This window comes from Plantibacter auratus (assembly GCF_050587365.1).
GTDB classification, from domain to species: domain Bacteria; phylum Actinomycetota; class Actinomycetes; order Actinomycetales; family Microbacteriaceae; genus Plantibacter; species Plantibacter auratus.
Genome location: NZ_JBOBFV010000005.1, coordinates 238271 through 260933 on the forward strand (window position 1 = coordinate 238271; position 22663 = coordinate 260933).

The following is a 22663-nucleotide window of genomic DNA, read 5'->3' on the forward strand; positions in this document are numbered from 1 at the left end:
GACCGGAGAAGCAGCTCAGGGACCGGAGAAGCAGTTCAGGGCCCGGGGCTACTGGGTGCTGAACGCCGCGTCGAAGGACTGCTCGGGCAGCTTCCAGAGCAGGTTCCGGATGTATCCGACGGCCTCCTCGGCTCCGTGCAGGCGGTCCATCCCGGCGTCCTCCCACTCGATCGAGATCGGCCCGGCGTAGCCGATGCTCGAGAGGGCACGGAAGGCGTCCTCCCACGGCACGTCGCCGTGACCGGTCGACACGAAGTCCCAACCGCGTCGCGGGTCGCCCCAGGGCAGGTGCGAGCCGCACGATACCGGCGTGACCGGTGGCCGGCCGGATCCGGGTGTCCTTGCAGTCGACGTGGTAGATCCGGTTCGCGAACTCGACGATGAACCCCACCGGGTCGACGCCCTGCCACATCATGTGCGACGGGTCCCAGTTGAAACCGAACGCCGGGCGGTGGTCGATCGCCTCGAGGGTCCGGACACTCGTCCAGTAGTCGTAGGCGATCTCGGACGGGTGCACCTCGTGGGCGAAGCGGACACCTTCGGCGTCGAAGACGTCGAGGATCGGGTTCCAGCGGGTGGCGAAGTCCTCGTAGCCAGCGTCGATGACGGAGGCCGGCACCGGCGGGAACATCGCGGAGTACTGCCAGATCTTCGACCCCGTGAAGCCGACGACCGTGTCGACGCCGAGCTTGCGCGCGACCCGCGCGGACCGCTTCATGTCCTCGGCCGCCCGCTGGCGCACCCCCTCCGCTTCGCCGTCGCCCCAGGTGTAGTCGCGCACGATCGCCTGGTGGCGGAAGTCGATCGGGTCGTCGCACACGGCCTGGCCGGTGAGGTGGTTCGAGATCGCGAAGACCTCGAGGCCGTGACGGTCGAGGATGTCGAGGCGGGACTGCAGGTAGGCGTCGTCCTCATCCGCGCGCTTCAGGTCGAGGTGGTCGCCCGAGGCCGCGATCTCGAGGCCGTCGTAGCCCCAGGAGGCGGCGAGGCGGGCGACCTCTTCGAAGGGGAGATCCGCCCACTGTCCGGTGAACAGGGTCACCGGGAGGCGGCTGGCGTACTGCTTGTCGGTGGTGTCGGTCATGCGGTGATCCTCTGCTCGTCGTCGGTGGAAGTGGCGATCGCTTCCCAGCGGCCGGTTTCGGCCGCGTCGAGGACGGCCTCGGTGATGCGCGCGGTGCGGAGGCCATCGGCGAAGACGGGCAAGCCGTCCGGCGACTGCCCGGCCATCGCCGCGTAGCTGTCGGCCACGAACGCGTTGAAGGCGTCCTGGTAGCCCATCGGGTGCCCCGAGGGGACGATGGACAGGCGTGCGGCGTCCGGGTGCAGCTGGTCGGCGTCGCGCGGCAGCACCTGCGTCCCCGACCGACGGCCGAGCCAGAGCGTCTCCGGCGCTTCCTGATCGAAGCCGATGCTGAGCTCCGTCCCGGCGACCTCGAGGTGCAGCCGGTTCTTCCGACCGGGCGCGACCTGCGAGACGAGCAGCGTGCCGATGGCGCCGCCCTCGAGCCGGATCACGACCGCGGCCGCGTCCTCGGTCGTGACCTCCGGAGTGTTCGCGCGCTCGGCGAAGAAGGTGCGGACCGTCGAACTGAGCTCCGTGATGCGCGCGCCGGTGATGAACTCGAGGAGGTCGACGAGGTGCGAACCGATGTCGGCGAAGGCGCGCGAGCGGCCACCGGCCGCCGAGTCGACCCGCCAGTTGTCGTCGGCCTGCGCGAGCAACCAGTCCTGGAGGTAGGACCCGCTGATCGTGAGCAGGGTCCCGAGGTCACCGGCGGCGACACGCGCCCGGGCCTCCCGGACGAGCGGGTGGAAGCGGTACACGAACGGCACCGTGCCGACGACACCGGCCTCGGCCGCGGCGGCGACGAGACGCTCGGCGGTCGCGGCGTCGGTCGCGAGGGGTTTCTCACAAACGACGTGCTTGCCCGCCGCGATGGCCGCGAGTGCCTGCTCGGCGTGGAGCGCGTTCGGCGTGCAGACGTGTACCACGTCGACCGAGGGGTCGGCCAGCAGCTCGTCGAGCGAGCCGTATCCACGCTCGAACCCGAGGCTCGCGGCGACCTCCCGCGAGCGTTCGGGTGTCGAGGCGACGACACCGACCAGCCGGGCACCCGCAGCGCGGGCCGCCCGGCTGTGGACGGTGGCCATGAAGCCACCGCCCACCACCGCGATACCGGGACCGGCCACGGTCATGCTCCGAAGGTGCCGTCCGCCGGGGTCCACGACTCCGGCAGTGCGGGAGCGAGCTCCACGGTGCTGACGACGTCCACCGAGGTACGGCTCAGGCCCGACTCGGCCGTCGAGACCATGACGTCGAGCACGTGGTAGGCGAGCTCACCGGAGGCGCGCTCGGGACGACCGGCGCGGATCGCCTGGGCGAGCTCGACGACCCCGGTTCCGCGACCCTGCGTCGGACCGGTCGACGGGATCGACTCGGGCTCCTCGCCACCGCCGTAGACGAGCAGGTCGCCCTCGAAGGTGTTCGGGTCGGGGACGACGAGCGTGCCGGTCGAGCCGGCGACCTCGAACTGCGTGCGGCCGAGCTTGGAGTCGAAGCTGAAGACGCTCTGCGCGAGCTGGCCGCTCTCGAACTCGAAGAGGGCGCTCACGTGCGTCGGCACCGTCACATCGAACGACTGACCGGCGCGCGGGCCGGATCCGATCGTCCGCTGCGGGAAGGCCTGCGAAGCCAGCGCGGTGACGCGGGCGATCGGACCGAACAGCTGCACGAGCGCCGTGATGTAGTACGGGCCGATGTCGAAGAGCGGACCGGCGCCGTCCTGGAACAGGAAGTCGGGGTTCGGGTGCCACGACTCCGGGCCGGGGCTCTGCATGAGGGTCAGCGCGGTGAGGGGCTGGCCGATGCCTCCGGCCTCGACGAGTCGGCGGGCGGATTGGATACCGGCGCCGAGGAAGGTGTCCGGAGCCGTGGCGACGCGGAGCCCCTTCTCCTTCGCGGCGGCCAGCAGGGCCTGCCCGCTCTCTCGGTCGAGCGCGAAGGGCTTCTCGCTCCACACGTGCTTACCGGCGTCGAGGATCTGCATGGCGACCTCGACGTGGACCTTCGGGATCGTCAGGTTGACGACGATCTCGATCTCGGGGTCGGCCAGGAGTTCGGCGACCGAGCCGTGGCCGGGCACCCCGTACTTCTCGGCCTGCGTCTTCGCCCGCTCGAGGTCGAGGTCCGCGACGAACCGGACGTCGAGGTCGGGGAAGGTGACCATATTGCTGAGGTACTGGTCGCTGATGACGCCGGCGCCGATGAGGCCGACACCGACCGTTCCGGTGCTGTTGCTCATGCCTGGACTCCGTTCGTGGTGAGGTACGTGAAGCTCTGCTCGAGCCCCTGGAAGATGTCGCCGTCGAACGCGTCGAACTCGACGACGCGCAAGGCCTGCGGTGCCGCGGCGAGGATGTCGAGCACCGGGACGACCCCGGCACCCGCGGGCAGCTGCTTCAGCGTGTCGCGCGAGGCGTCGCCGTCCTTGACGTGGATGAAGCGCACACGATCGCCGATCGCACCGAGGACGTCGACCGCGCGGCGTCCGCCGACCTCGACCCAGTAGGTGTCGACCTCGAACACGACGGCCGGGTCGGTGAGTGCGGCGAGGTGCTCGAGCGGGCTGGTGCCCGCGACGTCGCCCTCGAGCTCCCACCAGTGGTTGTGGTAGCCCACCTGGACTCCGTGACCGGCGGCGACCGCTGCCGCGGCGTTCAGCTCGTCGGCGATCGACGCGACCGTCTCGGCGGTGGCGAAGCGCTCTTCGGCGATGGCTGGGTCGATGAGGACCTGCACGCCCTGCTCCGCCGCCGCGCCGAAGGCCGCCGACAGGTCGATGTCGTCGGCGATGACCTTGCCGTGCGCGCTCGGGGTGGCGAGGCCGGCATCGTGGATGTCCTGCAGGCTGACGCCGGGACCGAAGCCGAACGGCTCGGCCTGGCGGAAACCGATCTCGGTCAGGCGCTGCAGCGCTGCGGCACGATCCGCGGTGAGCGGCTCCCGTACCGAGTAGAGCTGGACAGAGAGTTGGGAAGTCGACACGATGCTCCTCAATGATGATGGTGTCAGGCAGCCGCTGCTGCGAGATCCAGGCTAACCACACTTCTGTCGGTGGTCAAACAAAAGTCTCCCACCGGTCACCGCTCCCCCGGCGACGAATACCGCAGGAGTCGGAAGCGTGGGGGACAATGGAGAGGTGAACTCAGCTCTGCTCTCCCGGATCGTCGCTGACTCCAGCGACCGCATCTCGTGGTTGCGGGCTCGTTCGCGCGGGATCACCGCGACCGACGTCGCCACCCTCTCGACCCCGGCCTCGATCCAGCGGGCGGCCGACGCGAAGCTCGGCGGGACGGGCTTCTCCGGCAACGCCTTCACCGACCACGGTCGCGCCCGCGAGCCGGAGATCGCCCGGTGGGTCGCCGCGACGCACGGGATCAACCCCTCGTCGGCGCTCTTCCGGGCTGAGGTCGAACATCGCCACCTCGCCACCCCCGACGGCATCGCCGTGACCGAGCGCGGGGCCGTCGTGCTCGCGGAGATCAAGACCACGACGAAGTCCTGGCGCTCGATCCCCCGCAACTACCTCCGCCAGGTGTGGTGGCAGCAGTACGTGATCGGCGCCGAGCGGACGCTCGTGGTCTGGGAGGAGCACAAGGACTTCGTCCCCATCGACGACGAACCCCTCTGTCGGTGGGTCGAGCGCGACGACGCCGAGATCGCGAAGCTGGTCGGCCTCGCGAACGCGCTCATCGACGAGCTGTACCACCGCACCAATCCAGCCGCTCGGCGCCCGACCCTTCCGGAGCCCGCGCCCGTCGCTCGGCCGCTCCGGGAACCCCTGCTGAGCGCCGACTTCTGACGGCAAGTCGACAGAAGTCGGCCGAGGTGGTTGACTGTCGCCATGACCGAGCCGCTACGCCCCTCCCCCGGAGCACCGGGCGCCGGCGACCTCTTCCAACTCTTCCGCGGCGGTGAGGCACGCACGAAGTCGGAGTTGTGCGCCCTCACCGGCCTGGCCCGCTCCACCGTCTCCCTCCGGATCGACGCCCTCGTGGCCGCAGACCTGCTCCGTCCCGCTGGAGAGGCAGCCTCCTCGGGTGGCCGCCCGCCCGCACGGATCGCGTTCAACCCGCTCGCGCGCGTCGTCGTCGCCGTCGACCTGGGGGCCACGCACGGGACGGTGGCCGTCACCGACCTGGCCGGAGCGATCCTCGCGACGAGCCGATCGGAGCTGCAGATCGCCGCAGGACCCGAGCCCGTCCTCGACTGGGTGGTCGAAGCGGCGTCGGCCCTGCTGGCCGCTCCGCAGACCTGGGCCACACCCCAGCCGCTCGCTCCCCCGGTCATCGGGATCGGGATCGGCCTCCCGGGGCCGGTCGAGCACTCCACCGGCCGGCCGACGAACCCGCCGATCATGCCGGGCTGGGACCGTTTCGACGTCCCCGCCTACATCCGCCGGACCATCGACGTCCCGGTCCTCGTCGACAACGACGTCAACGTCCTCGCGCTCGGCGAACACGCGATCTCCTGGCCGGACACCGACGACCTCGTCTACGTGAAGGTGTCCACGGGTATCGGTGCCGGCATCATCGCGGGTGGCGAGCTGCAGCGCGGGGCACTCGGTGCGGCCGGCGACATCGGGCACGTCCAGGTCCCCGTCGGCCGAGACTCCCCGCGCGCTGCGGACGACGAGCGCGACCTCGAGGCCATCGCGAGCGGGCCGGCGATCGCGACCGAGCTCCGCGCCCGCGGGATCGACGCCGTCAGCAGTCGCGACGTCGCAGCACTCATCCGCGCGGGCGACCGTATGGCCATCGAGACCACGCGGCAGGCCGGCCGGGAGATCGGTGAGGTGCTCAGTGTCGTGGTGAACCTCCTGAACCCCTCGGTGATCGTGCTCGGCGGGACGATGACCCGGGCGGGTGAACATCTCCTCACCGGTGTCCGCGAGGTGGTCTACCGCCGGTCGATGCCGCTCGCCACCGGGCACCTCGGCATCGTCACCTCGACGGCCGGCGAGGAGGCCGGGGTGTTGGGAGCGGCGATCATGGTGCTGCGCGACGCCCTGTCCGCACCGGCGGTCGACGCGATGACTCAGCCCCGGGCGCTCGACGCCGCGTCGACCTGACGCGCGTCCTCCAGTGCGGAACCAGGGCGTCCGACGTCGTCCGCCTTCCCGACGGCGAGGACCTCCGCCAGGCCGTACCCGACGAGCCAGAACAGGGCGATGGTCATCGCCGCGAACTCCAACCAACTGCCCACCTGCTGCCCGATCTCGGCGAGCGAGAGCAGGCCACCGAGCCCCGCGACCACCGCGACGGCGGACCCGGCGAACCAGGACAGCCGCCGGATGGCGCGCAGCCGGGATCCGAGGGCCGACCCGATCATCGCCAGGCAGGCGAGGGCGAAGCCCAGCACGGCGAAGGAGATGTGCACCGCGTCCTGGAGCGTGAACAGCGGATTCGACGGGATCGGGCACTCGTAGGTGCACGTCACCCGGGACGCCACGAGGAAGCACAGGCTCGACAGGCCCACGAGCAGCCAGGGGATGAGCAGCAGTCCAACCCTCGTGCGGCGCTGACCGGGCTCGCGGGACGGGACGACTCGCTGCAGCGCCACAGCGATGCTGAGACCACCGACCGCGACCATGAGCAGTGCCGCGTTGAAGACCGGCGCCGTCACCTCGCCGGTGGCACCGAGGCCGCTCACGTAGCTGTTCTTGCCGAGGCTGAGTCGTGCGGCCCAGATCATGATCGTGGCGACCACGACGAGCACGCCACCGATGGTCGCGAACCCGAGGGCGACGGATCGGCGCCGACGGACGGCCGACGGGCGAGAGACCCGCTGGTCTGAGGTGGCCCCCGTCATCCGCGGATGAGCCTCGTCCGGCTCAACGCGATGACGGCGCAGCCCATCAGGCCGATGAACCCGGCGATGGCGATCATGTAGACGACGACGGCTCCCCAGCCGCCGGGCTGCGCCGGGTTGAGGAACGGGTACGGGTACCAGCCGACGATCGATCCGCGGATCATCGTGTAGACGGTCCAGACGAGGGGGAACGCGATGATCGCCCACACCTGACGCCATTCCAGGCGGGACTTGCCGGGCGTCACGATCCAGACGAGCACCAGGTAGATCGGTGCGATGAGGTGCAACACCTCGTTCGACCAGCCGAGGGTGTGCCCCTGGTCGAGAGCGATGCCGCGCAGCAACAGGTTGTAGACGACGCCGGTGGTCGCCATGTAGGTCACGACGCAGCCGAGGACCAGGTTGTACCAGGCCGGATCGCGTCGCAGCCGGAAGCAGAACCCGGCGCCGACCAACAGGACGATCGCACTCAGCGCGTTCGACAGGATCGTGAAGTAGCTGAAGAAGTTGACGAAGAAGTCGTCGGGCGCGTCACCGAAGGACAGGGTGTAGACGAACTGGCCGACGATGGCGGCGATGATCACCCCACCCGCGATGATCCTGATGACTCCGAACAGTGCGCGCATTGCGCCACTGTATCGGAAGCACGCGTCCGAGGATCGGGCGACAGCCGGGCCGCCGTGTCCCCCGAAGAGAGGGAATCGTTTCCAGCCAATTGACACCCCCGTAACAGCGCCGACTCATTCGACGGCTTTGATGAGAACAGAGCCGGACCACGCACCGGAGCGAGACTCGTCGCCGAGCCGACCTCCGCCGGGTGGAGCTTTCGGGGGATGAACGACGAAGGAGTACTCGATGCGTCAAGGAGTCGGACACTCCTGGTCTCTGGCGACAACCGCGGACGCGGTGAAGCCGGCACCGGAGACCATGCGAGCCGCGGTGATCGACGCCGTCGGCAGTCCTGAGGTCCTCCGGATGGAGACCGTACCGACACCGCGTCCGGTCATGGCGGAGTTCCTCGTGAAGGTCGTCGCGGCCGGCGTGAACCCGGTCGACGCCAAGACCCGCGCGGGCCGGGGCGTCTCCTCTGCCATCACGGCGATGCCGGCCGTCCTCGGGTACGACTTCAGCGGCATCGTCGTCGAGTCGCCCTTCGCTGCCGCCGGCCTCCTGCCCGGTGACGAGGTCTACGGCATGACGAGCTTCCCGCGGACGGGCGGCAGCTACGCCGAGTACGTCGCGGTGTCCTCCCTGAGCCTGACGCGGAAGCCGACGACGCTGTCACACGTCGAGGCCGCCGGGGTCCCTCTCGCCGCGCTGACCGCGTGGGGCATGGTCGTCGACGTCGCGAAGGCGCACGAGGGACAGCGCATCCTCATCCACGCCGGGAGCGGCGGTGTCGGGCACTTCGCCGTGCAGTTCGCCACCTACTTCGGCGCGCGGGTGATCGCCACCGGCTCCGGTCGCAACGTCGGTTGGCTGCGCGAACTCGGCGCCCATCAGGCGGTCGACCACGAGTTGCACCGGTTCGAGGACGTCGTCGACCAGGTCGACGTCGTGATCGACCTCGTGGGCAACACCGTGGACGACACGGGGTCGCGTTCCCTGCGGGTCCTCCGCCCTGGCGGGCTCATCATCAACGCGCCGACCGGTTCCTGGCCGACGCTCGAGGAGGAGGCCCGGGCCGCAGGCGTCCGCGCGACGCGGTTCACCGTGGCCCCCGACGGCGCCACACTCGACACCATCAGTCGGCTGCTGGAGTCCGGGGACGTCCGGGTGTTCGTCGACCAGGTGTTCGACCTCGACGCCGTCCGGCAGGCCCACGTGCTCCTCGAGGGCGGTCACTCACGCGGCAAGATCGTCCTCAAGGTCGCCGACGGCTGAGTCCATCCCGCCCGTCGACCGGCTCAAAGGCCGGCGGACCGCCCTTCGACAAGCTCAGGGACCGGTGGACCGGTCGCCGAGCCCCACCCCGGTCGCCGAGCCCCGCCCCGGTCACCGAGCCCCACCCCGGTCACCGAGCCCCACCCCGGTCACTGAGCCTGTCGAAGTGCGTCCCCGAAGACCTGCTCCATCACGAAGTCGTCGTGCCGTTCGGGTCCGACGAGGAACGTCTTCGTCCCCACGACCGCGAACCCGCTCTTGCCGTAGAACCGGATCGCCCTGGCGTTCTGCTGGTTCACCCCGAGCCACACCGACGTGACGCCTCGGGACCGGGCGTCGTCGAGGGTCGCCTCCATGAGCGTGCGCGCTCCGCCGGCACCGTGGCTCTCGGGGAGCACGTACAGCTTGCTGAGTTCCGCTGTCGGGCGGTGCGTGACTGCGGCGAGCACGTCGGGGTCGATCGGATCACCGAAGACGAGCATCGTGTAGCCGATGGCCGTGCGGTCATCGTCGTCGACGAGGAGCCGGAGCGCGCGTCCGGGATCTGTCAGGTAGCCGGTGAACCGGTCGAGGGTGAAGTGCTCGGCGATGAACGCGTCGATGTGCTCCTGCGCGGTGCCGGGTGGGCAGGCGAGGGCGAAGGTCGCTGCGGCGAGCGTGGCGAGCGTGGCGGCGTCGTCGGCCGTGGCGGTGCGGGTGGAGACCATCCCTGCATCGTACGACGCCACCCCGGAGAACGACGAAGGCCCGGTCGCGTGACGCGACCGGGCCTTCGTACTGGTGAGACTAGATGGAGTTGACGTCCAGCGGGATGCCGGGGCCGAACGTGGTCGACACGGCGCCCTTCTGGATGTAACGGCCCTTCGAGGAGGACGGCTTGAGGCGGAGGATCTCCTCGAGCGCGGTGTTGATGTTCTCCTCGAGCTGCGATGCGTCGAACGAGGCCTTGCCGACGACGAAGTGCACGTTGGAGTGCTTGTCGACGCGGAACTCGATCTTGCCGCCCTTGATGTCGGACACGGCCTTGGCCACGTCCGGCGTCACGGTGCCGGTCTTGGGGTTCGGCATGAGGCCACGGGGACCGAGGACCTTACCGAGACGACCGACCTTGCCCATGAGCTCCGGGGTGGAGACCGCGGAGTCGAACGAGGTGTAGCCCTCGGCGACCTTCGCGATGAGCTCGTCGCCGCCGACCTCGTCAGCACCGGCCGCGATCGCGGCCTCTGCTGCCGGGCCCGTCGCGAAGACGATGACGCGGGCGGTCTTGCCCGTGCCGTGCGGGAGGATGACCGTGCCGCGGACCATCTGGTCCGCCTTGCGCGGGTCGACACCGAGCTTGAGGGCGACCTCGACGGTGCTGTTGAACTTGGCGGAACCGGTCTCCTTGGCGAGGGCGACGGCCTCGTTCGGGGTGTAGAACTTGTCAGCCTCGATCTTCTCGGCTGCGGCCCGGTAGGCCTTCGACTTCTGTGCCATGTGTGTTCTCCTATGAGAAATGTGGTCATCTGCGCCTGGCCGGCGCTGCCACGAGTGAAAAAGAAAGGTGCGAGGGTGTGGCCTGGAAGGCTCACCCCGTGCGGGTCGGAAGGACTAGCCCTCGACCGTGATGCCCATGGAGCGGGCGGTGCCGGCGATGATCTTCGCGGCTGCGTCGATGTCGTTCGAGTTCAGGTCGGGAGCCTTCTGCTCGGCGATCTGACGGACCTGCTCCTTGGTGAGCTTCGCGACCTTGACGGTGTGCGGGGTACCGGAGCCCTTGGCGACGCCGGCGGCCTTCTTGATGAGCTCCGCTGCGGGCGGGGTCTTCAGGATGAAGGTGAACGAACGGTCCTCGTAGACGGTGATCTCGACGGGGATGACGTTGCCGCGCTGCGACTCGGTGGCCGCGTTGTACGCCTTGCAGAACTCCATGATGTTGACGCCGTGCTGACCAAGGGCGGGGCCGATGGGGGGAGCAGGGTTTGCGGCGCCGGCCTGGATCTGCAGCTTGATGAGACCCGTGACCTTCTTCTTCGGTGCCATGTTTCTTCCTTCTTCTGGGGTTCGAACGCCATCGGATGATGTGCGCTCTCCCGCGCGCCCGTCGGGCGGCGGTGGACTGTGGAGCCGTGTGGCTTAGAGCTTGGTGACCTGGTCGAAGCTGAGCTCGACCGGCGTCTCGCGCTCGAAGAGGGAGACGAGCACCGTGAGCTTGCCGCTCTCGGGCTTGATCTCGCTGATGGAGCCGGGGAGGCCCGCGAACGAGCCCTCCTTGATCGTGATGGTCTCGCCGATCTCGAAGTCGACCTCGGCGGGGATGACACGCTGCTGCGTGGCGCTGCCCTTGGTGCCGGAGCCCTTGACGGGCGCGGTCTCCTTGACCTCGACGAGCGACTTCAACATGTTGAAGGACTCTTCGAAGCGGAGCGGCGTGGGGTTGTGCGCGTTGCCGACGAAGCCGGTGACGCCAGGCGTGTGGCGGACGACCGACCAGCTGTCCTCGTTGAGGTCCATGCGGACGAGCACGTAGCCGGGGATGCGGACGCGGGTGACCATCTTGCGCTGGCCGTTCTTGATCTCGACCACGTCTTCCATGGGGACCTCGACCTGGTAGATGTAGTCCGCGACCTCGAGCGTCGACTTGCGCTGCTCGATGTTGGCCTTCACCTTGCGCTCGAAACCGGCGTAGGAGTGGATGACGTACCACTTGCCGGGCAGGAAGCGGAGTTCCTTGCGGAACGCGTCGTAAGGGTCTTCCTCGGACTCCTCGGCGGGCTCGGCGTCGGCGTCGGCGTCGGTGGGGTCTGCCTCTTCTTCGGCGATGGCCTCTGCTGCGGCTTCGACCTCGGCTGCCTCGTCGAGTTCGAGGGCGTCGTCGACGACGGCGTCGGCCTCGGGGTCGACGGCCTCGGCCATCGCGTCGAGCACGGCGTCGAGGTCGACCTCGGTGTCGCCGGTCTCCTCGACGTGGACGGCGTTGTGCTCAGCGGGGTCGACGGAGTGCTCGTCGGCCGAGAGCACGTTGCCCTCCTGGGCCTCGTCGTCCTCCGAGGACTGCTCGGCAGCGGTTGCCCAGTCGACGTCGTTCGAGTTTCGCTCAGACACTGATTTCCATTCCGTTTCTGTTGTGCGGATCGTGGGTGATCCCCGACCGCGGCGCCAGATCCTGGCGCGTGACGACTGCGTCGCCGTCTGTGATTGTGGAACCCGGGTACCGGGCCGGAGCACCGGAACCTGAGCGGAACTAGCTCGCGGTACCGAACACCAGCGTGACGACCCAGGCGAAGACGAAGTCGATGCCGTAGACGAGCGCCATCATGATGCAGACGAAGACGAGCACCACAGCCGTGTAGCTGAGGAGTTCCTTCCGCGTCGGCGTGACGACCTTCTTGAGTTCCGCGAAGACCTGCTTCAGGAACAGGACGATGCCCGAGAAGAAGCCGCGCCGTTCGGCACGGTCCGCCTTCGCCTTGACGACGACGTCCTCGCCGGGCGTGTCGGTACTCTTCGGGGCCACTCGTTACACCTTTCGTGTGCCGGTGCATACGCACCGACTCGCAGGGCGGACAGGACTTGAACCTGCAACCTGCGGTTTTGGAGACCGCTGCTCTACCAATTGAGCCACCGCCCTTCAGTGCTGACGCACCGGAGGGGTCGAAGCTACCCTGAGCTCCTGAGCGTTGCCTCACCGCACGGGTGAAAACAGGCGCAGAAAATCATGGCAGATTTCAACTACCTCCATCCAGTGTACGGCACGGTCGCCCGGCTGTAAAACCGGCGTCGGCCTGCGCGCGGCCGCACGCCTCACGGGCGCCCGAGCGCTGCGTGCTCGGCAGCCTCCTCGGCCGACAGCACCCGCGAGTGGATCCCGACGCCGTCGAGATCCCCGGCGAACCAAGCGGAGGAGGGCGCACCAGGCCAGGTGGACGCGATCGTGTCGTGGCCGATGCGCCAATAGCCACGGTAGCTCTGCAGCACCGTGTTCGAATTCGTTCCGACCAGGGCGCCGTCGAGGTAGAGGCGCATGCCGTCCGTGGTCGACATGGTCGCCATGACGTGGTGCCACCGTCCGTCCGTGACCGCGACCGGCGTCACGATCGTCTGCGGCGAACCGCTCCACGTCCCGAAGACGAGGCGGCCGTCCCGGTCGATGTACAGGTGGCGGTCATGGGCGCTGGACGGGACGGTCTGCGCGTTCCCGAAGCCGATCAGCTTGCCCTGCGACTCCGTGGTCCGGAACCAGGTCTCCAGCGTGAAGGTGGTCTGCTGCGGAAGCTGCGGCATGGTGACCACCTGACCGGCCTGGCCGTCGAGTCGGACGAACGGACTGTCGCCGCAGCTACCGCCGACGCGCTCCGCCGTGCCGCCCAGCTGTGCGATGCCACTGCCGGTTCCGCTGTTCACGACCTCGGCCCCGTCGGCCTCACTGAAGTCCAGTCGGAACTCGGGCGAGCCCACCGGCTGCCCGAGGCACGAGAAGGGCCCCGCGCCGAGTCGGTTGTCGGAAGCGCCGGCGAAGCTCTGCCAGTTCGCGCCAGCGGTCGGCAGCACCGACACGACGGCCAGGACCCCAGCCAGGGCGGCACCACCGATCGGGGCGGCGCGACGCACCCGACCGATCGGCGCGGTGGCTTCGCGGTCCTCGACGAGGTACCGCCGCGTGGCCACGATCGCCCCGAGGATCGCCGCCGCGAACGCCGCGGAGAGTGCCAGGGGACCCCAGGCACCCTCGTTCGCCCAGACGACGGGGAGACCGATGTACGGGACTCGGAGGACGCCGACGCCACGAACGGCGTCGTCCTGGACGAGCTGTCGATCCGGTTGCCGGTTCGCGTCACCCTTCAGGCGGAGTCCCTCCGCCTCCCGCTCGACGACGCGGTGCAGGAGCAGCGCGTCGTCCTCGCCCGGTCCGTCGACGAGGACCACCTGTCCTGCCGCGGCGTCGGAGCCGTCGATCGGCATCGAGACGACGACGTCGCCGGTCATGATGCGCGGCTCCATGGAACCTGACGCCACGGTGGTCGGAACCCACCCGACGAGCTTCGGCACAGCGGCCCACGCCAGGAGGCACAGCGCGAGCAACGCGAGGACGCGCGCACCGAGGGCGACGACCACGATGCCGGACGACACGATGCGCCGGCGGGCGGATGACGGTTTCATGAGAGCTCCCGGAGGGACGAGGTGGACGGGGACAGGCGGGCCGCGGTGCTCCCGTCAGCGGGACGAGAGCACCGGGATCGCCTAGGAGGTGCGACCCTCCCAGACGAGGTCGACCGCCGCCGTGCCGCCCTGGACGGTGTTCGGCGCATCCGGGGACAGCGTGTACGTGACCTTGAAGACGCGCTCCTCGCCGCCGCCGACGGAGGCCCACGAGCCGAGTCCGGACGCGTGGTCGACCGCAGTGTTCGCGAGGCCGACGAGGGTGCCGCTGTAGACGGACGCGCCCGTGGTCGCGGGGACGAAGTCCTCGCAGGACCCGTAGCCGCCGCCGGCGCCCTGGACGATGTCGAGCTGCAGGTGCTGGTCGAGGTCCTGCGTCTGCGCCGCGTTGTCCGCATAGAGACGGATGTCGGACGACAGCGAACCGTCCGAGGTGACGGCGATACAGTTCACGCCGGTCGAGCCGGGCTGCAGGTCGTCCGCGGCGAACATGGCGGCGCCGGAGTCGTCATCGCTCAGCGCGATCGCTCCGGCGCTCCAGGCGTTGCCGGCGTTGTCGGTCGACGAGGTGAAGGCGGCGTAGGAGGCGGTCGAGACGATGACGCCGCTCGCCACGACGGCGACGGGCAGCGCGGCCCAGCGGACGAGGCGGCGGGATCGAGGGGACAGTGCGGTGGTCATGGTGATTCTCCAGGGTCGGGGCCGAAATCGGCACGTGTTGTACAACTAATATTCCATATGTTGCTCTGAAATACAACATGTGCTGGCGATGTCGGTAGGGTGGACGCACGAATGCACGACGACTCGACCCAGGGGACCGATGAGCAGCGCAGACGAACACGCAGTGACCGCGAACGCGGCGGAGGCGGACCGCAAGGACGATCGCCGGATCCCGGCCCGGTTCGCGGATGACAGCCCGCTCCCGGGCGCCGGCCCGATCCAGGCGTTCCTCCGCTTCTGGAAGCGGTATCCGATCTTCACCGGGCGGGCCAGCCGGAGCGAGTTCTGGTGGTGGGTGGTCGTCCACGCCGTCATCGTCACCGCGCTCCTGGTGATCGGACGTGGTGTCGACGTCGCGACCGGGGTGACGGCCGGTTTCTGGGAGGGTCAGGTCACCGAAGGACCCGCCTGGGGCGTCCAGAGCATCCTGTCCGGGATCTGGGGCCTCGCGACGATCATCCCGGGGCTGTCGCTGAACGCCCGTCGCATGCATGACACGGACCACAGCGGCTGGTGGCAGCTCATCAACCTGGTCCCGATCTTCGGCTGGTTCTTCTTCATCTGGCTCGCGGCGCAGCCGAGCGACCGCGGCGGTGCCCGCTACGACACGGGGCCGCACCGCGAGGGCGCCCAGATCAAGCCTGGCGACGCTCCGCAGTGACCCGCCGGTCCGGGAGGACCGTGTCGGCGATCGCGGCGAGGACGAGCACCAGCGTGCAGAGACACCCGAGGACGAGTTCCCCGAGCTGCGGCACGAGGAACGCGGCGACCGCGCAGCCAGCGAGCATCGCGAGGCCGATGACCGGTGCGAGTGGAACGGCGCGGTCGACGACGAACCGGAACAGCGACAGCCCGAGCAGGTAGAGGGCCGGTCCGCCGAGGATCACGACGCCCCCGGCGAGTTCCACGGCGTCGGCCGGTCGGTCGAGGATCTCCTTGTCCCCCACCGAGACGAGCACGATCCCGGCGACGATCACGACGTGGGCGTAGCTGTATCCGTCGCGCGCGATGCGTCCGAGACGTCCCGACCCCCGTCGACCGGGACGACCCTCGTCACCGTCGGCGCGGTCGGCCTCCTCCTCGGCGGCCTCGACCGCTCGGCGTCCCGCCGTCTCCGTGCGGTGGAAGTACAACCACCACAGCGCGACCGCGGAGACGAAGGCGCTCAGCATCCCGACGACGGCGGCGACCGACGTCTCAAGCTCGACGAACGCGAACCCGGTGACGAGCAGTGACTCGCCGATCGCGATGATGATGAAGAGCGACGCCCGCTCCGAGAGGTGCGCACCGGAGAGCTCCCAGCTCTCGACCTCCGAGGTCCGCACACCCGGCAGCCGGAATCCGAGGGCCCCGCCGCCGTACTCGATGGCGACGGCGCAGATCCAGAACGCCAGTTGCCAGTCGGCCGGCAACAGCGCTCCGGCGATCCAGAAGACCGCGGCGAACGCGGTCCAGACGAGGACGCGTGCGAAGCTCAGGGCCACGTCGCGGTCGTGCCGCCAGGTCGCCACGACCATGAACAGCGTCCGGATGAGCTGGAGCACGACGTAGGCGACGGCGAACGCCAGCGCGCGGTCGGTGAACGACGCCGACACCGACACCGCCGCGACGAACGCCAACAGGCCGAAGCCGATGAGCGCGAGTCGCACCGCGAGCCGTTCCGGGTCGAGCCAGTTCGTCACCCAGCTCGTGGACACCCAGGACCACCAGAGCGCCAGGATGAGGACGATCGACTCGAGGGCGGCGGTGATGCTCTGGTCGTCGGCGATGAGCTTGCTCAGCTGGGTGAGCGCGAAGACGAAGACGAGGTCGAAGAACAACTCGACGAAGGTGACGCGCTCGGCGCGTTCACCGGACTCCGGACGGCGGAGGTCGGAGACGAGGCCGAATCTGGGGGCGGGCATCTTCGTATCCTGGCAGGGTTCCCGGTGCCGACGCCTCCCCCTCGGATTCGTCGACACCGGGTCGTGCTCGTCGCGAGCTGCGGGGACAGAGCCCGACGACCACACCGTGAGCCTAGCAAGAAGTATTCCAGATGCACAAGGTCCAGAAGCATCACCGGAATATCGACGGCCGCAGCCGGGTTGCGTCCGGAGGCCGCGTCCTCCGCGTGCCGCACCCCCCCCCCCCCCCCACGAAAGGCATCACCCGTATGGATCTCTTCGCGCCCGTTCGACTCGGCGACCTCGAACTCGCCAACCGCGTCGTCATGGCCCCGCTCACCCGCATGCGGTCAGGAGCCGACGGCGTCCCCGGCGACCTCGTCGCCGAGCACTACAGCCAGCGCGCAGGACTCGGGCTCATCATCACGGAGGGCACCTACCCGAGCGCCGAGTCGCGCTCCTACCCGGGCCAGCCCGGCATCGTCACCCCCGAGCAGGTCGAGGGTTGGCGTCGCGTCGCGAAGGCCGTGCACGGAGCGGGCGGGCTCATCGTCATGCAGCTCATGAACGGCGGCCGCGTCTCGCACACCGACATCACGGGCACCGACCGCATCGTCGCGCCGAGCGCGATCGCCATCGCCGGCGAGGTCCGGACGCCGGCGGGCGCCCAGCCGTACCCCGTCCCGCACGCGCTGAGCACCGAGGAGCTCGACACGGTCCGCGAGGAGTTCGTCCAGGCGGCTCGCAACGCGATCGAGGCAGGGCTCGACGGCGTCGAGCTCCACGCCGCGAACGGCTACCTGCTGCACCAGTTCCTCTCCCCCGTCTCCAACGTGCGCGACGACCGCGCCGGAGGCAGCCCGGAGGCCCGCGCGTCGTACGTCGCCGAGGTCGTCAGCGCCGTCGCCGAGGCGGTCGGTGCAGCGCGCGTCGGCATCCGCATCTCCCCGATGAACGGCGCCGGTGACACGGCGGAGACCGACGAGGCCGACGTCCGCGCGACCTACGAGGCACTGCTCGACGCCCTGGCACCGCTCGGCCTCGCCTACGTCAGCATCCTCCACGAGGACCCGGCCGGCGCGCTCGTCCAGGACCTGCGCGGTCACTTCGGCGGCAAGCTCATCGTCAACAGCGGCTTCGGCACCGTCACGACGCGCGACGAGGCGATCGCCCTCGTCGAGCACGCGCATGCCGACGCCGTCGCCGTCGGGCGTCTCGCCATCGCGAACCCCGACCTCGTCGAGCGTTGGGCGGGCGAGCACGAGGAGAACACCCCGAACCCGGCCACCTTCTACGGCCCGGGCGCCGAGGGCTACACGGACTACCCGCGCCTCGCGAGCTGATCACGCTGAGGTGAGGCACCTCGTCGCTCGACACCACGTCGGGCGACGAGGTGCCTCACCTCAGTACGCCCGCGGCGCGTGCGACTCGAGGAACTCGTACACCTCGACGGAGTCGACCCCCGGGAAGGATCCGGTCGGCAGCGCAGCCAGCAGACTCGTCGGCGTCCGCGCCGCGGGCCAGGCCTTCCCCTCCCACCGTTCGGCGAGCGCCGGCGACGCCCGACGACAGCATCGCTCGTCGGGGCAGTTCGAGGTCGACCGATGCGGCGTCTCGCGTCCGCGGAACCACTTCACGTGCGCGAACGGGACGCCGACGCTGACCGAGTACTCGCCCTCCTTGGCCTTCTCGATCCGCGAGGTGCACCAGAAGGTGCCGGTGTCCATGTCGGTGTACTGATACCAGGGGCTGAAGCGGTCCTCGACGTCGAAGACGGTCCGGGCCGTCCAGTTGCGGCAGACGAGCGAGCCCTCCACTGCTCCGAGGACGTCGGACGGGAACGTGACCCCGTCGTTCTCGTACGCCTTGATGATCGTCCCCGACTCGTGCACCTTCATGAAGTGCACCGGGAGCCCGAGGTGCCTCGTCGCGAGGTTGGTGAAGCGGTGCGCGGCGGTCTCGTACGACACCGCGAACGCGTCGCGCAGGTCCTCCATCGAGATGCGCCGGAGCTGTTTCGCCTCACCGAGGACGCGCACGGCGTCGCGCTCGGGCAGCAGGATGGCCGCCGTCAGGTAGTTGGTCTCGACGCGCTGCCGCAGAAAGTCCGCGTAGTTTCCCGGCTCCTCGTGTCCGCACAGGTGACTGGCGAACGCCTGGAGGATGGGGGAACGCGAATCACGGGACATCGAGGGTTCGGTCGGCAGGTAGATCCGACCGTTGCGCCGGTCGGTGACCGAGCGCGTCGAGTGCGGCAGGTCGCCGACGTAGTGGAGCGAGAACCCGAGGTGCTGTGCCATCTCCGCGACCGTCTGGTGCGAGACCGGCCCTCCGGTGTAGCCGACGGCGTCGAGCAGTCCTTTCGCGACGGCCTCGAGCTCGGGGAAGTGGTTGTCGGCCGCGCGCATGTCCGCCCGGAGGACGGCGTTGGCCCGGCGCGCCTCCTCGGGTGTCGCCGCTCGCTCCCGATGCAGGCGGGCGACCTCGTCGTGCAGCGCCAGCACGGTGCGCAGCGTCTCGTCCGCTGTCCCTTTCGAGACGCGGATGGGCGCGATCCCGAGGGCGGAGAAGACGGGCCCCCGCTGGGCACGCTCGACGGCGATCTCGAGCGCGGCCCGGTCGCTCGGCGGTTCGTCACGGAGGAGGTCGTCGACGGTGGTGCCGAGGGCCGCGGCGATGACGCGGAGCATCGACAGGCTCGGCTCCCGATGCCCGTTCTCGATCGCCGACGCCTGCGACGGTGCGCGGTCGATCGCCTGTGCGAGTTCGTCGAGGGTGAGGCCCGCACGGGATCGGGCATCGCGGATCCGGCGACCGAGGACGAGGGCGTCCGCGTGCGGAGCAGGTCCGTCACCAGAGGTGGCGGAGACGGGTGGAGCAGCGGCGGTGCTGGTCATGGTGATCATGCTCACACGCGCCGGTTGTTCCGGCAAACAGAAGGTCGGCCGTTCTTCTGTCCACGGATGACGTCCGTCGGGGTTGCGGCGAGCGCAGGATCGTTCCCACAGCACGACCCGCCCCACCGACCTCGACACCACAGGAGTCATCGTGAGCAAGGAAGCCACCCGACCGACCGACCACCGCACGCCCCTCCGCGCCGGCGACCAGACGCAGACGGCCGAGGAACTGCAGCGCGAGTGGGACACCGACCCGCGCTGGGACGGGGTCCGCCGCGACTACACCGCTGAGGACGTCGTCCGCCTGCGCGGCGGTGTCCGGGAGGAGCCGACGCTCGCCCGCCGAGGGGCGGAGCGCTTGTGGAACCTCCTCCACACCGAGGAGTGGGTGCCTGCCCTCGGCGCGCTGACCGGGAACCAGGCCGTGCAGCAGGTCCGGGCTGGCCTGCAGGCGATCTACCTCTCCGGCTGGCAGGTCGCCGCCGACGCGAACCTCTCCGGGCAGACCTACCCCGATCAGAGCCTCTACCCGGCGAACTCGGTTCCGGCGGTCGTCCGGCGGATCAACAATGCGCTGCTCCGGACCGAGCAGATCGACTTCGCCGAGCGAGCCATCGGGGAGACGCCGGGACCCGAGGCGATCGACTGGCTCGCGCCGATCGTCGCCGACGCCGAAGCCGGCTTCGGTGGGCCGCTCAACGCCTACGAACTCATGGCCGGCATGATCCAGGCCGGCGCCGCGGGCGTCCACTGGGAGGACCAGCTCGCGGCTGAGAAGAAGTGCGGCCACATGGGCGGCAAGGTGCTGGTGCCGACGGGCCAGCACATTCGGACGCTCAATGCGGCCCGGCTGGCGGCGGACGTCGCCGGTGTCCCGACCATCGTCATCGCCCGCACCGATGCGCTGGCAGCCACGCTCCTCACGAGCGACATCGACGAGCGCGATCTGCCGTTCCTGAACGGGAACCGGACCCCGGAGGGCTTCTACGAGGTGGAGAGCGGCATCGGTCCGGTGCTCGCGCGCGGCCTCGCCTACGCGGAGTACGCCGACCTGCTCTGGGTCGAGTCGGTGCAACCCGACCTCGACCTCGCCCGCCGGTTCGCCGAGGCCGTCCACGAGCGGTTCCCGGGCAAGCTGCTCGCCTACAACTGCTCGCCGTCGTTCAACTGGAAGTCGCACCTCGACGATGCGCAGATCGCGTCCTTCCAGCGCGAGCTCGCCGCCATGGGATACGCGTTCCAGTTCATCACCCTCGCCGGCTTCCACGCGTTGAACCACTCGATGTTCACGCTGGCGAGTGATTACAAGGAGCGGGCGATGAGCGCGTACGTCGATCTCCAGGAAGCCGAGTTCGCTGCGGAAGCCAGCGGCTACACCGCCACCAAGCACCAGCGGGAAGTCGGTACCGGCTACTTCGACCTGGTCGCGACCGCCCTCAACCCCGGCAGCGCCACCCTCGCCCTCGCCGGCTCGACCGAGGAACAGCAGTTCCACTGATCCACACCAGCCCCGCCCTTCGACAAGCTCAGGGACCGCTCGAAGGCCCCATCCGACGCACGACCATCCGAAACGGAGTGACCCCATGAACACCCTGCTCGCTTCCCCGTCCACACCCACCACCGGGCCGGTGCCCACGCAACGCACCGGCCCCGCCATCGAGGTCGTCGGTGGTCTCGGTGACCGGTACGAGGAGATCCTCACCCCCGACGCCCTCGCCTTCCTCGCCGAACTGCACCAGCGGTTCGCGGGTGCGCGGCACGACCGCCTCGCCGAGCGCATGCGCCGACGCTTCGAGATCGGGAACGGCCGCGACCCGCGGTTCCGCGACGACACCGCGGCGATCCGGGAGGACCGCTCCTGGCGGGTCGCCGGCGCCGGGCCGGGTCTCGAGGACCGCCGGGTCGAGATCACGGGCCCCACCGATCCGAAGATGACGATCAACGCCCTCAACTCCGGCGCGAACATCTGGCTCGCCGATCAGGAGGACGCGACGAGCCCGACGTGGGCCAACGTCATCGGTGGTCAGCTCTCGCTGCGTGACGCCGTCCGCGGCGAGCTCACATTCACCAACGAGGCGGGGAAGGTGTACCGCGTCACCGCGACGGAGACGCCGACGATCGTCATGCGCCCGCGCGGCTGGCACCTCGTGGAGAAGCACCTGCGGTTCATCGACCGCTCCGGTGCGGCGATGGCGGCCTCGGGGAGCCTCGTCGACTACGGCCTCTACATCTTCCACAACGCCCGCCCGCTCATCGACGCCGGCCGCGGGCCCTACTTCTACCTCCCGAAGTTGGAGTCGAGCGAGGAGGCGCAGCTCTGGGATGACGCCTTCACGTTCACCGAGGAACGCCTGGGTCTCGACCACGGCACGATCCGCGCCACCGTGCTCATCGAGACGCTCCCAGCGGCGTTCGAGATGGACGAGATCCTGTACGCGCTCCGCGACCACTGCGCCGGTCTCAACGCCGGTCGGTGGGACTACATCTTCTCGATCATCAAGAACTACCGGGGGCGCGGTGCCCGGTTCGTCCTGCCCGACCGCAGCGAGGTGACGATGACGGTTCCGTTCATGCGCGCCTACACCGAGCTCCTCGTGCAGACGTGCCACCGCCGCGGTGCGCACGCGATCGGCGGGATGTCGGCGTTCATCCCGAACCGGCGCGATCCGGAGGCGACGGCGCGTGCCATCGAGAAGGTCTCAGCCGACAAGCGCCGCGAGGCGGGCGACGGCTTCGATGGGACCTGGGTGGCGCACCCGGACCTCATCGAGACAGCCAGGGCCGAGTTCGACGCGGTCCTCGGCGATCGTCCGAACCAGCTCGACCGACTGCGGGAGGACGTGTCGGTGACACCGTCACAGCTCCTCGACGTGCGCATCGGTCGGGCGGTCACGGACGCCGGTCTCCGTGACAACGTGTCGATCGCCGTCCGCTACCTCGACTCCTGGCTGCGCGGCGTCGGCGCCGCGGCCATCGACGGACTCATGGAGGACGCGGCCACGGCGGAGATCAGTCGATCGCAGGTCTGGCAGTGGATCCACCAGGACGTCGCGACCGACGACGGCCGTCCGATCACCCGTGAGCGGGTCGAGGACCTCCTCGACGAGCTCCTCTCCTCGCTCCCCCGCACCGCGGACGACCGCTTCGACGACGCCGCCGAGCTGTTCCGCGAGGTCGCGCTCAGGGACGAGTTCCCGACCTTCCTCACCGTCCCGGCGTACACGCGGTACCTCGTCGACCCCGCATGAGGACCGAGGTGAGGCACG

General features: G+C 69.6%; 21 protein-coding genes, 1 tRNA gene and 1 pseudogene. 7 read left to right on the forward strand and 16 right to left on the reverse strand.

Going from position 1 to position 22663, the window contains the following annotated elements; translation table 11 throughout:
- Positions 1 to 48 precede the first annotated feature (48 nt).
- The 4 genes and pseudogenes from ACQ3HE_RS18050 to ACQ3HE_RS18065 all read right to left on the reverse strand — a co-directional run bounded on the left by ACQ3HE_RS18050 (position 49) and on the right by ACQ3HE_RS18065 (position 4048).
- Positions 49 to 1084, reverse strand: a pseudogene (locus ACQ3HE_RS18050) (sugar phosphate isomerase/epimerase family protein).
- Positions 1081 to 2199: a Gfo/Idh/MocA family protein gene (locus ACQ3HE_RS18055; protein ID WP_124767347.1), complete on the reverse strand. Its 1119-nt coding sequence runs from the start codon at positions 2197 to 2199 to the stop codon at positions 1081 to 1083. Before ACQ3HE_RS18055 ends, ACQ3HE_RS18050 begins: the two are co-directional and overlap by 4 nt.
- Positions 2196 to 3305: a Gfo/Idh/MocA family protein gene (locus tag ACQ3HE_RS18060; RefSeq protein ID WP_159879913.1), complete on the reverse strand. Its 1110-nt coding sequence runs from the start codon at positions 3303 to 3305 to the stop codon at positions 2196 to 2198. The genes ACQ3HE_RS18055 and ACQ3HE_RS18060 overlap by 4 nt, the downstream gene beginning before the upstream one ends.
- Positions 3302 to 4048 carry a sugar phosphate isomerase/epimerase family protein gene (locus tag ACQ3HE_RS18065; protein WP_079706711.1) on the reverse strand — a complete coding sequence of 249 codons (747 nt, stop codon included), beginning with the start codon at positions 4046 to 4048 and terminating at the stop codon, positions 3302 to 3304. The genes ACQ3HE_RS18060 and ACQ3HE_RS18065 overlap by 4 nt, the downstream gene beginning before the upstream one ends.
- 154 nt (positions 4049 to 4202) lie before the next feature.
- Here ACQ3HE_RS18065 and ACQ3HE_RS18070 point away from each other — a divergent pair, with 154 nt between their 5' ends.
- Both ACQ3HE_RS18070 and ACQ3HE_RS18075 read left to right on the forward strand, forming a co-directional pair.
- Positions 4203 to 4865, forward strand: coding sequence for a YqaJ viral recombinase family protein (locus ACQ3HE_RS18070; protein ID WP_430893698.1), 663 nt, complete (start codon positions 4203 to 4205; stop codon positions 4863 to 4865).
- A gap of 42 nt (positions 4866 to 4907) precedes the next feature.
- The gene (locus ACQ3HE_RS18075; protein ID WP_430893700.1) at positions 4908 to 6134 is read left to right on the forward strand and encodes an ROK family transcriptional regulator; all 1227 of its coding nucleotides are present in this window, start codon (positions 4908 to 4910) and stop codon (positions 6132 to 6134) included.
- On the opposite strand, the gene ACQ3HE_RS18080 is transcribed toward ACQ3HE_RS18075, so the two are convergent.
- Both ACQ3HE_RS18080 and ACQ3HE_RS18085 read right to left on the reverse strand, forming a co-directional pair.
- Positions 6101 to 6874: a DUF998 domain-containing protein gene (locus tag ACQ3HE_RS18080; RefSeq protein WP_430893702.1), complete on the reverse strand. Its 774-nt coding sequence runs from the start codon at positions 6872 to 6874 to the stop codon at positions 6101 to 6103. The two genes, ACQ3HE_RS18075 and ACQ3HE_RS18080, sit on opposite strands and share 34 nt — an antisense overlap.
- Positions 6871 to 7500, reverse strand: a complete 630-nt coding sequence (locus ACQ3HE_RS18085; RefSeq protein ID WP_159879921.1) for a Pr6Pr family membrane protein — start codon at positions 7498 to 7500, stop codon at positions 6871 to 6873. The genes ACQ3HE_RS18080 and ACQ3HE_RS18085 overlap by 4 nt, the downstream gene beginning before the upstream one ends.
- A 301-nt stretch (positions 7501 to 7801) precedes the next feature.
- On the opposite strand from ACQ3HE_RS18085, the gene ACQ3HE_RS18090 reads away from it, so the two are divergent.
- Positions 7802 to 8758, forward strand: a complete 957-nt coding sequence (locus tag ACQ3HE_RS18090; RefSeq protein WP_124770005.1) for an NADP-dependent oxidoreductase — start codon at positions 7802 to 7804, stop codon at positions 8756 to 8758.
- Positions 8759 to 8907: 149 nt separating this feature from the next.
- Here the strand turns inward: ACQ3HE_RS18090 and ACQ3HE_RS18095 are convergent, their stop codons facing one another.
- The 8 genes from ACQ3HE_RS18095 to ACQ3HE_RS18130 form a co-directional block, all read right to left on the reverse strand.
- Positions 8908 to 9465, reverse strand: coding sequence for a GNAT family N-acetyltransferase (locus ACQ3HE_RS18095; protein WP_430893704.1), 558 nt, complete (start codon positions 9463 to 9465; stop codon positions 8908 to 8910).
- A 79-nt stretch (positions 9466 to 9544) separates the two neighbouring features.
- Positions 9545 to 10234 (reverse strand): 50S ribosomal protein L1, encoded by a 690-nt coding sequence (gene rplA / locus ACQ3HE_RS18100; protein ID WP_079706704.1) that lies wholly within the window; start codon positions 10232 to 10234, stop codon positions 9545 to 9547.
- 114 nt (positions 10235 to 10348) lie between these two features.
- A complete protein-coding gene (rplK, locus tag ACQ3HE_RS18105; RefSeq protein WP_056014074.1) occupies positions 10349 to 10780 on the reverse strand; it encodes a 50S ribosomal protein L11 in 432 nt (143 codons plus the stop codon).
- A gap of 93 nt (positions 10781 to 10873) precedes the next feature.
- Positions 10874 to 11842 carry a transcription termination/antitermination protein NusG gene (gene nusG / locus ACQ3HE_RS18110; protein ID WP_430893706.1) on the reverse strand — a complete coding sequence of 323 codons (969 nt, stop codon included), beginning with the start codon at positions 11840 to 11842 and terminating at the stop codon, positions 10874 to 10876.
- A gap of 139 nt (positions 11843 to 11981) precedes the next feature.
- A complete protein-coding gene (secE, locus tag ACQ3HE_RS18115; protein WP_079706702.1) occupies positions 11982 to 12254 on the reverse strand; it encodes a preprotein translocase subunit SecE in 273 nt (90 codons plus the stop codon).
- A 41-nt stretch (positions 12255 to 12295) separates the two neighbouring features.
- Positions 12296 to 12368: transfer RNA gene (locus ACQ3HE_RS18120), tRNA-Trp, on the reverse strand.
- Positions 12369 to 12541: 173 nt separating this feature from the next.
- Entirely contained in the window at positions 12542 to 13897 is a 1356-nt protein-coding gene (locus ACQ3HE_RS18125) for a signal peptidase I (RefSeq protein WP_430893708.1), read from the reverse strand.
- An 81-nt stretch (positions 13898 to 13978) separates the two neighbouring features.
- Positions 13979 to 14578: a hypothetical protein gene (locus tag ACQ3HE_RS18130; RefSeq protein ID WP_430893710.1), complete on the reverse strand. Its 600-nt coding sequence runs from the start codon at positions 14576 to 14578 to the stop codon at positions 13979 to 13981.
- Positions 14579 to 14717: 139 nt separating this feature from the next.
- Between ACQ3HE_RS18130 and ACQ3HE_RS18135 the strand changes: the two genes are divergently transcribed.
- Positions 14718 to 15278 carry a DUF805 domain-containing protein gene (locus ACQ3HE_RS18135; RefSeq protein ID WP_430893712.1) on the forward strand — a complete coding sequence of 187 codons (561 nt, stop codon included), beginning with the start codon at positions 14718 to 14720 and terminating at the stop codon, positions 15276 to 15278.
- On the opposite strand, the gene ACQ3HE_RS18140 is transcribed toward ACQ3HE_RS18135, so the two are convergent.
- Positions 15253 to 16521: a low temperature requirement protein A gene (locus tag ACQ3HE_RS18140; RefSeq protein ID WP_430893714.1), complete on the reverse strand. Its 1269-nt coding sequence runs from the start codon at positions 16519 to 16521 to the stop codon at positions 15253 to 15255. The two genes, ACQ3HE_RS18135 and ACQ3HE_RS18140, sit on opposite strands and share 26 nt — an antisense overlap.
- Before the next feature lie 248 nt (positions 16522 to 16769).
- Between ACQ3HE_RS18140 and ACQ3HE_RS18145 the strand changes: the two genes are divergently transcribed.
- On the forward strand, positions 16770 to 17843 hold the full coding sequence (locus tag ACQ3HE_RS18145; RefSeq protein ID WP_159879929.1) for an alkene reductase: 1074 nt from the start codon (positions 16770 to 16772) through the stop codon (positions 17841 to 17843).
- Positions 17844 to 17903: 60 nt separating this feature from the next.
- Here ACQ3HE_RS18145 and ACQ3HE_RS18150 read toward each other — a convergent pair whose 3' ends face one another.
- Positions 17904 to 19397: a helix-turn-helix domain-containing protein gene (locus ACQ3HE_RS18150; RefSeq protein WP_430893716.1), complete on the reverse strand. Its 1494-nt coding sequence runs from the start codon at positions 19395 to 19397 to the stop codon at positions 17904 to 17906.
- 151 nt (positions 19398 to 19548) lie between these two features.
- Between ACQ3HE_RS18150 and aceA the strand changes: the two genes are divergently transcribed.
- Complete coding sequence (gene aceA, locus ACQ3HE_RS18155) at positions 19549 to 20895, forward strand: isocitrate lyase (RefSeq protein WP_430893717.1); 1347 nt, start codon at positions 19549 to 19551, stop codon at positions 20893 to 20895.
- A gap of 85 nt (positions 20896 to 20980) precedes the next feature.
- Positions 20981 to 22645: a malate synthase A gene (gene aceB, locus ACQ3HE_RS18160; RefSeq protein WP_430893719.1), complete on the forward strand. Its 1665-nt coding sequence runs from the start codon at positions 20981 to 20983 to the stop codon at positions 22643 to 22645.
- Positions 22646 to 22663: the final 18 nt, after the last annotated feature.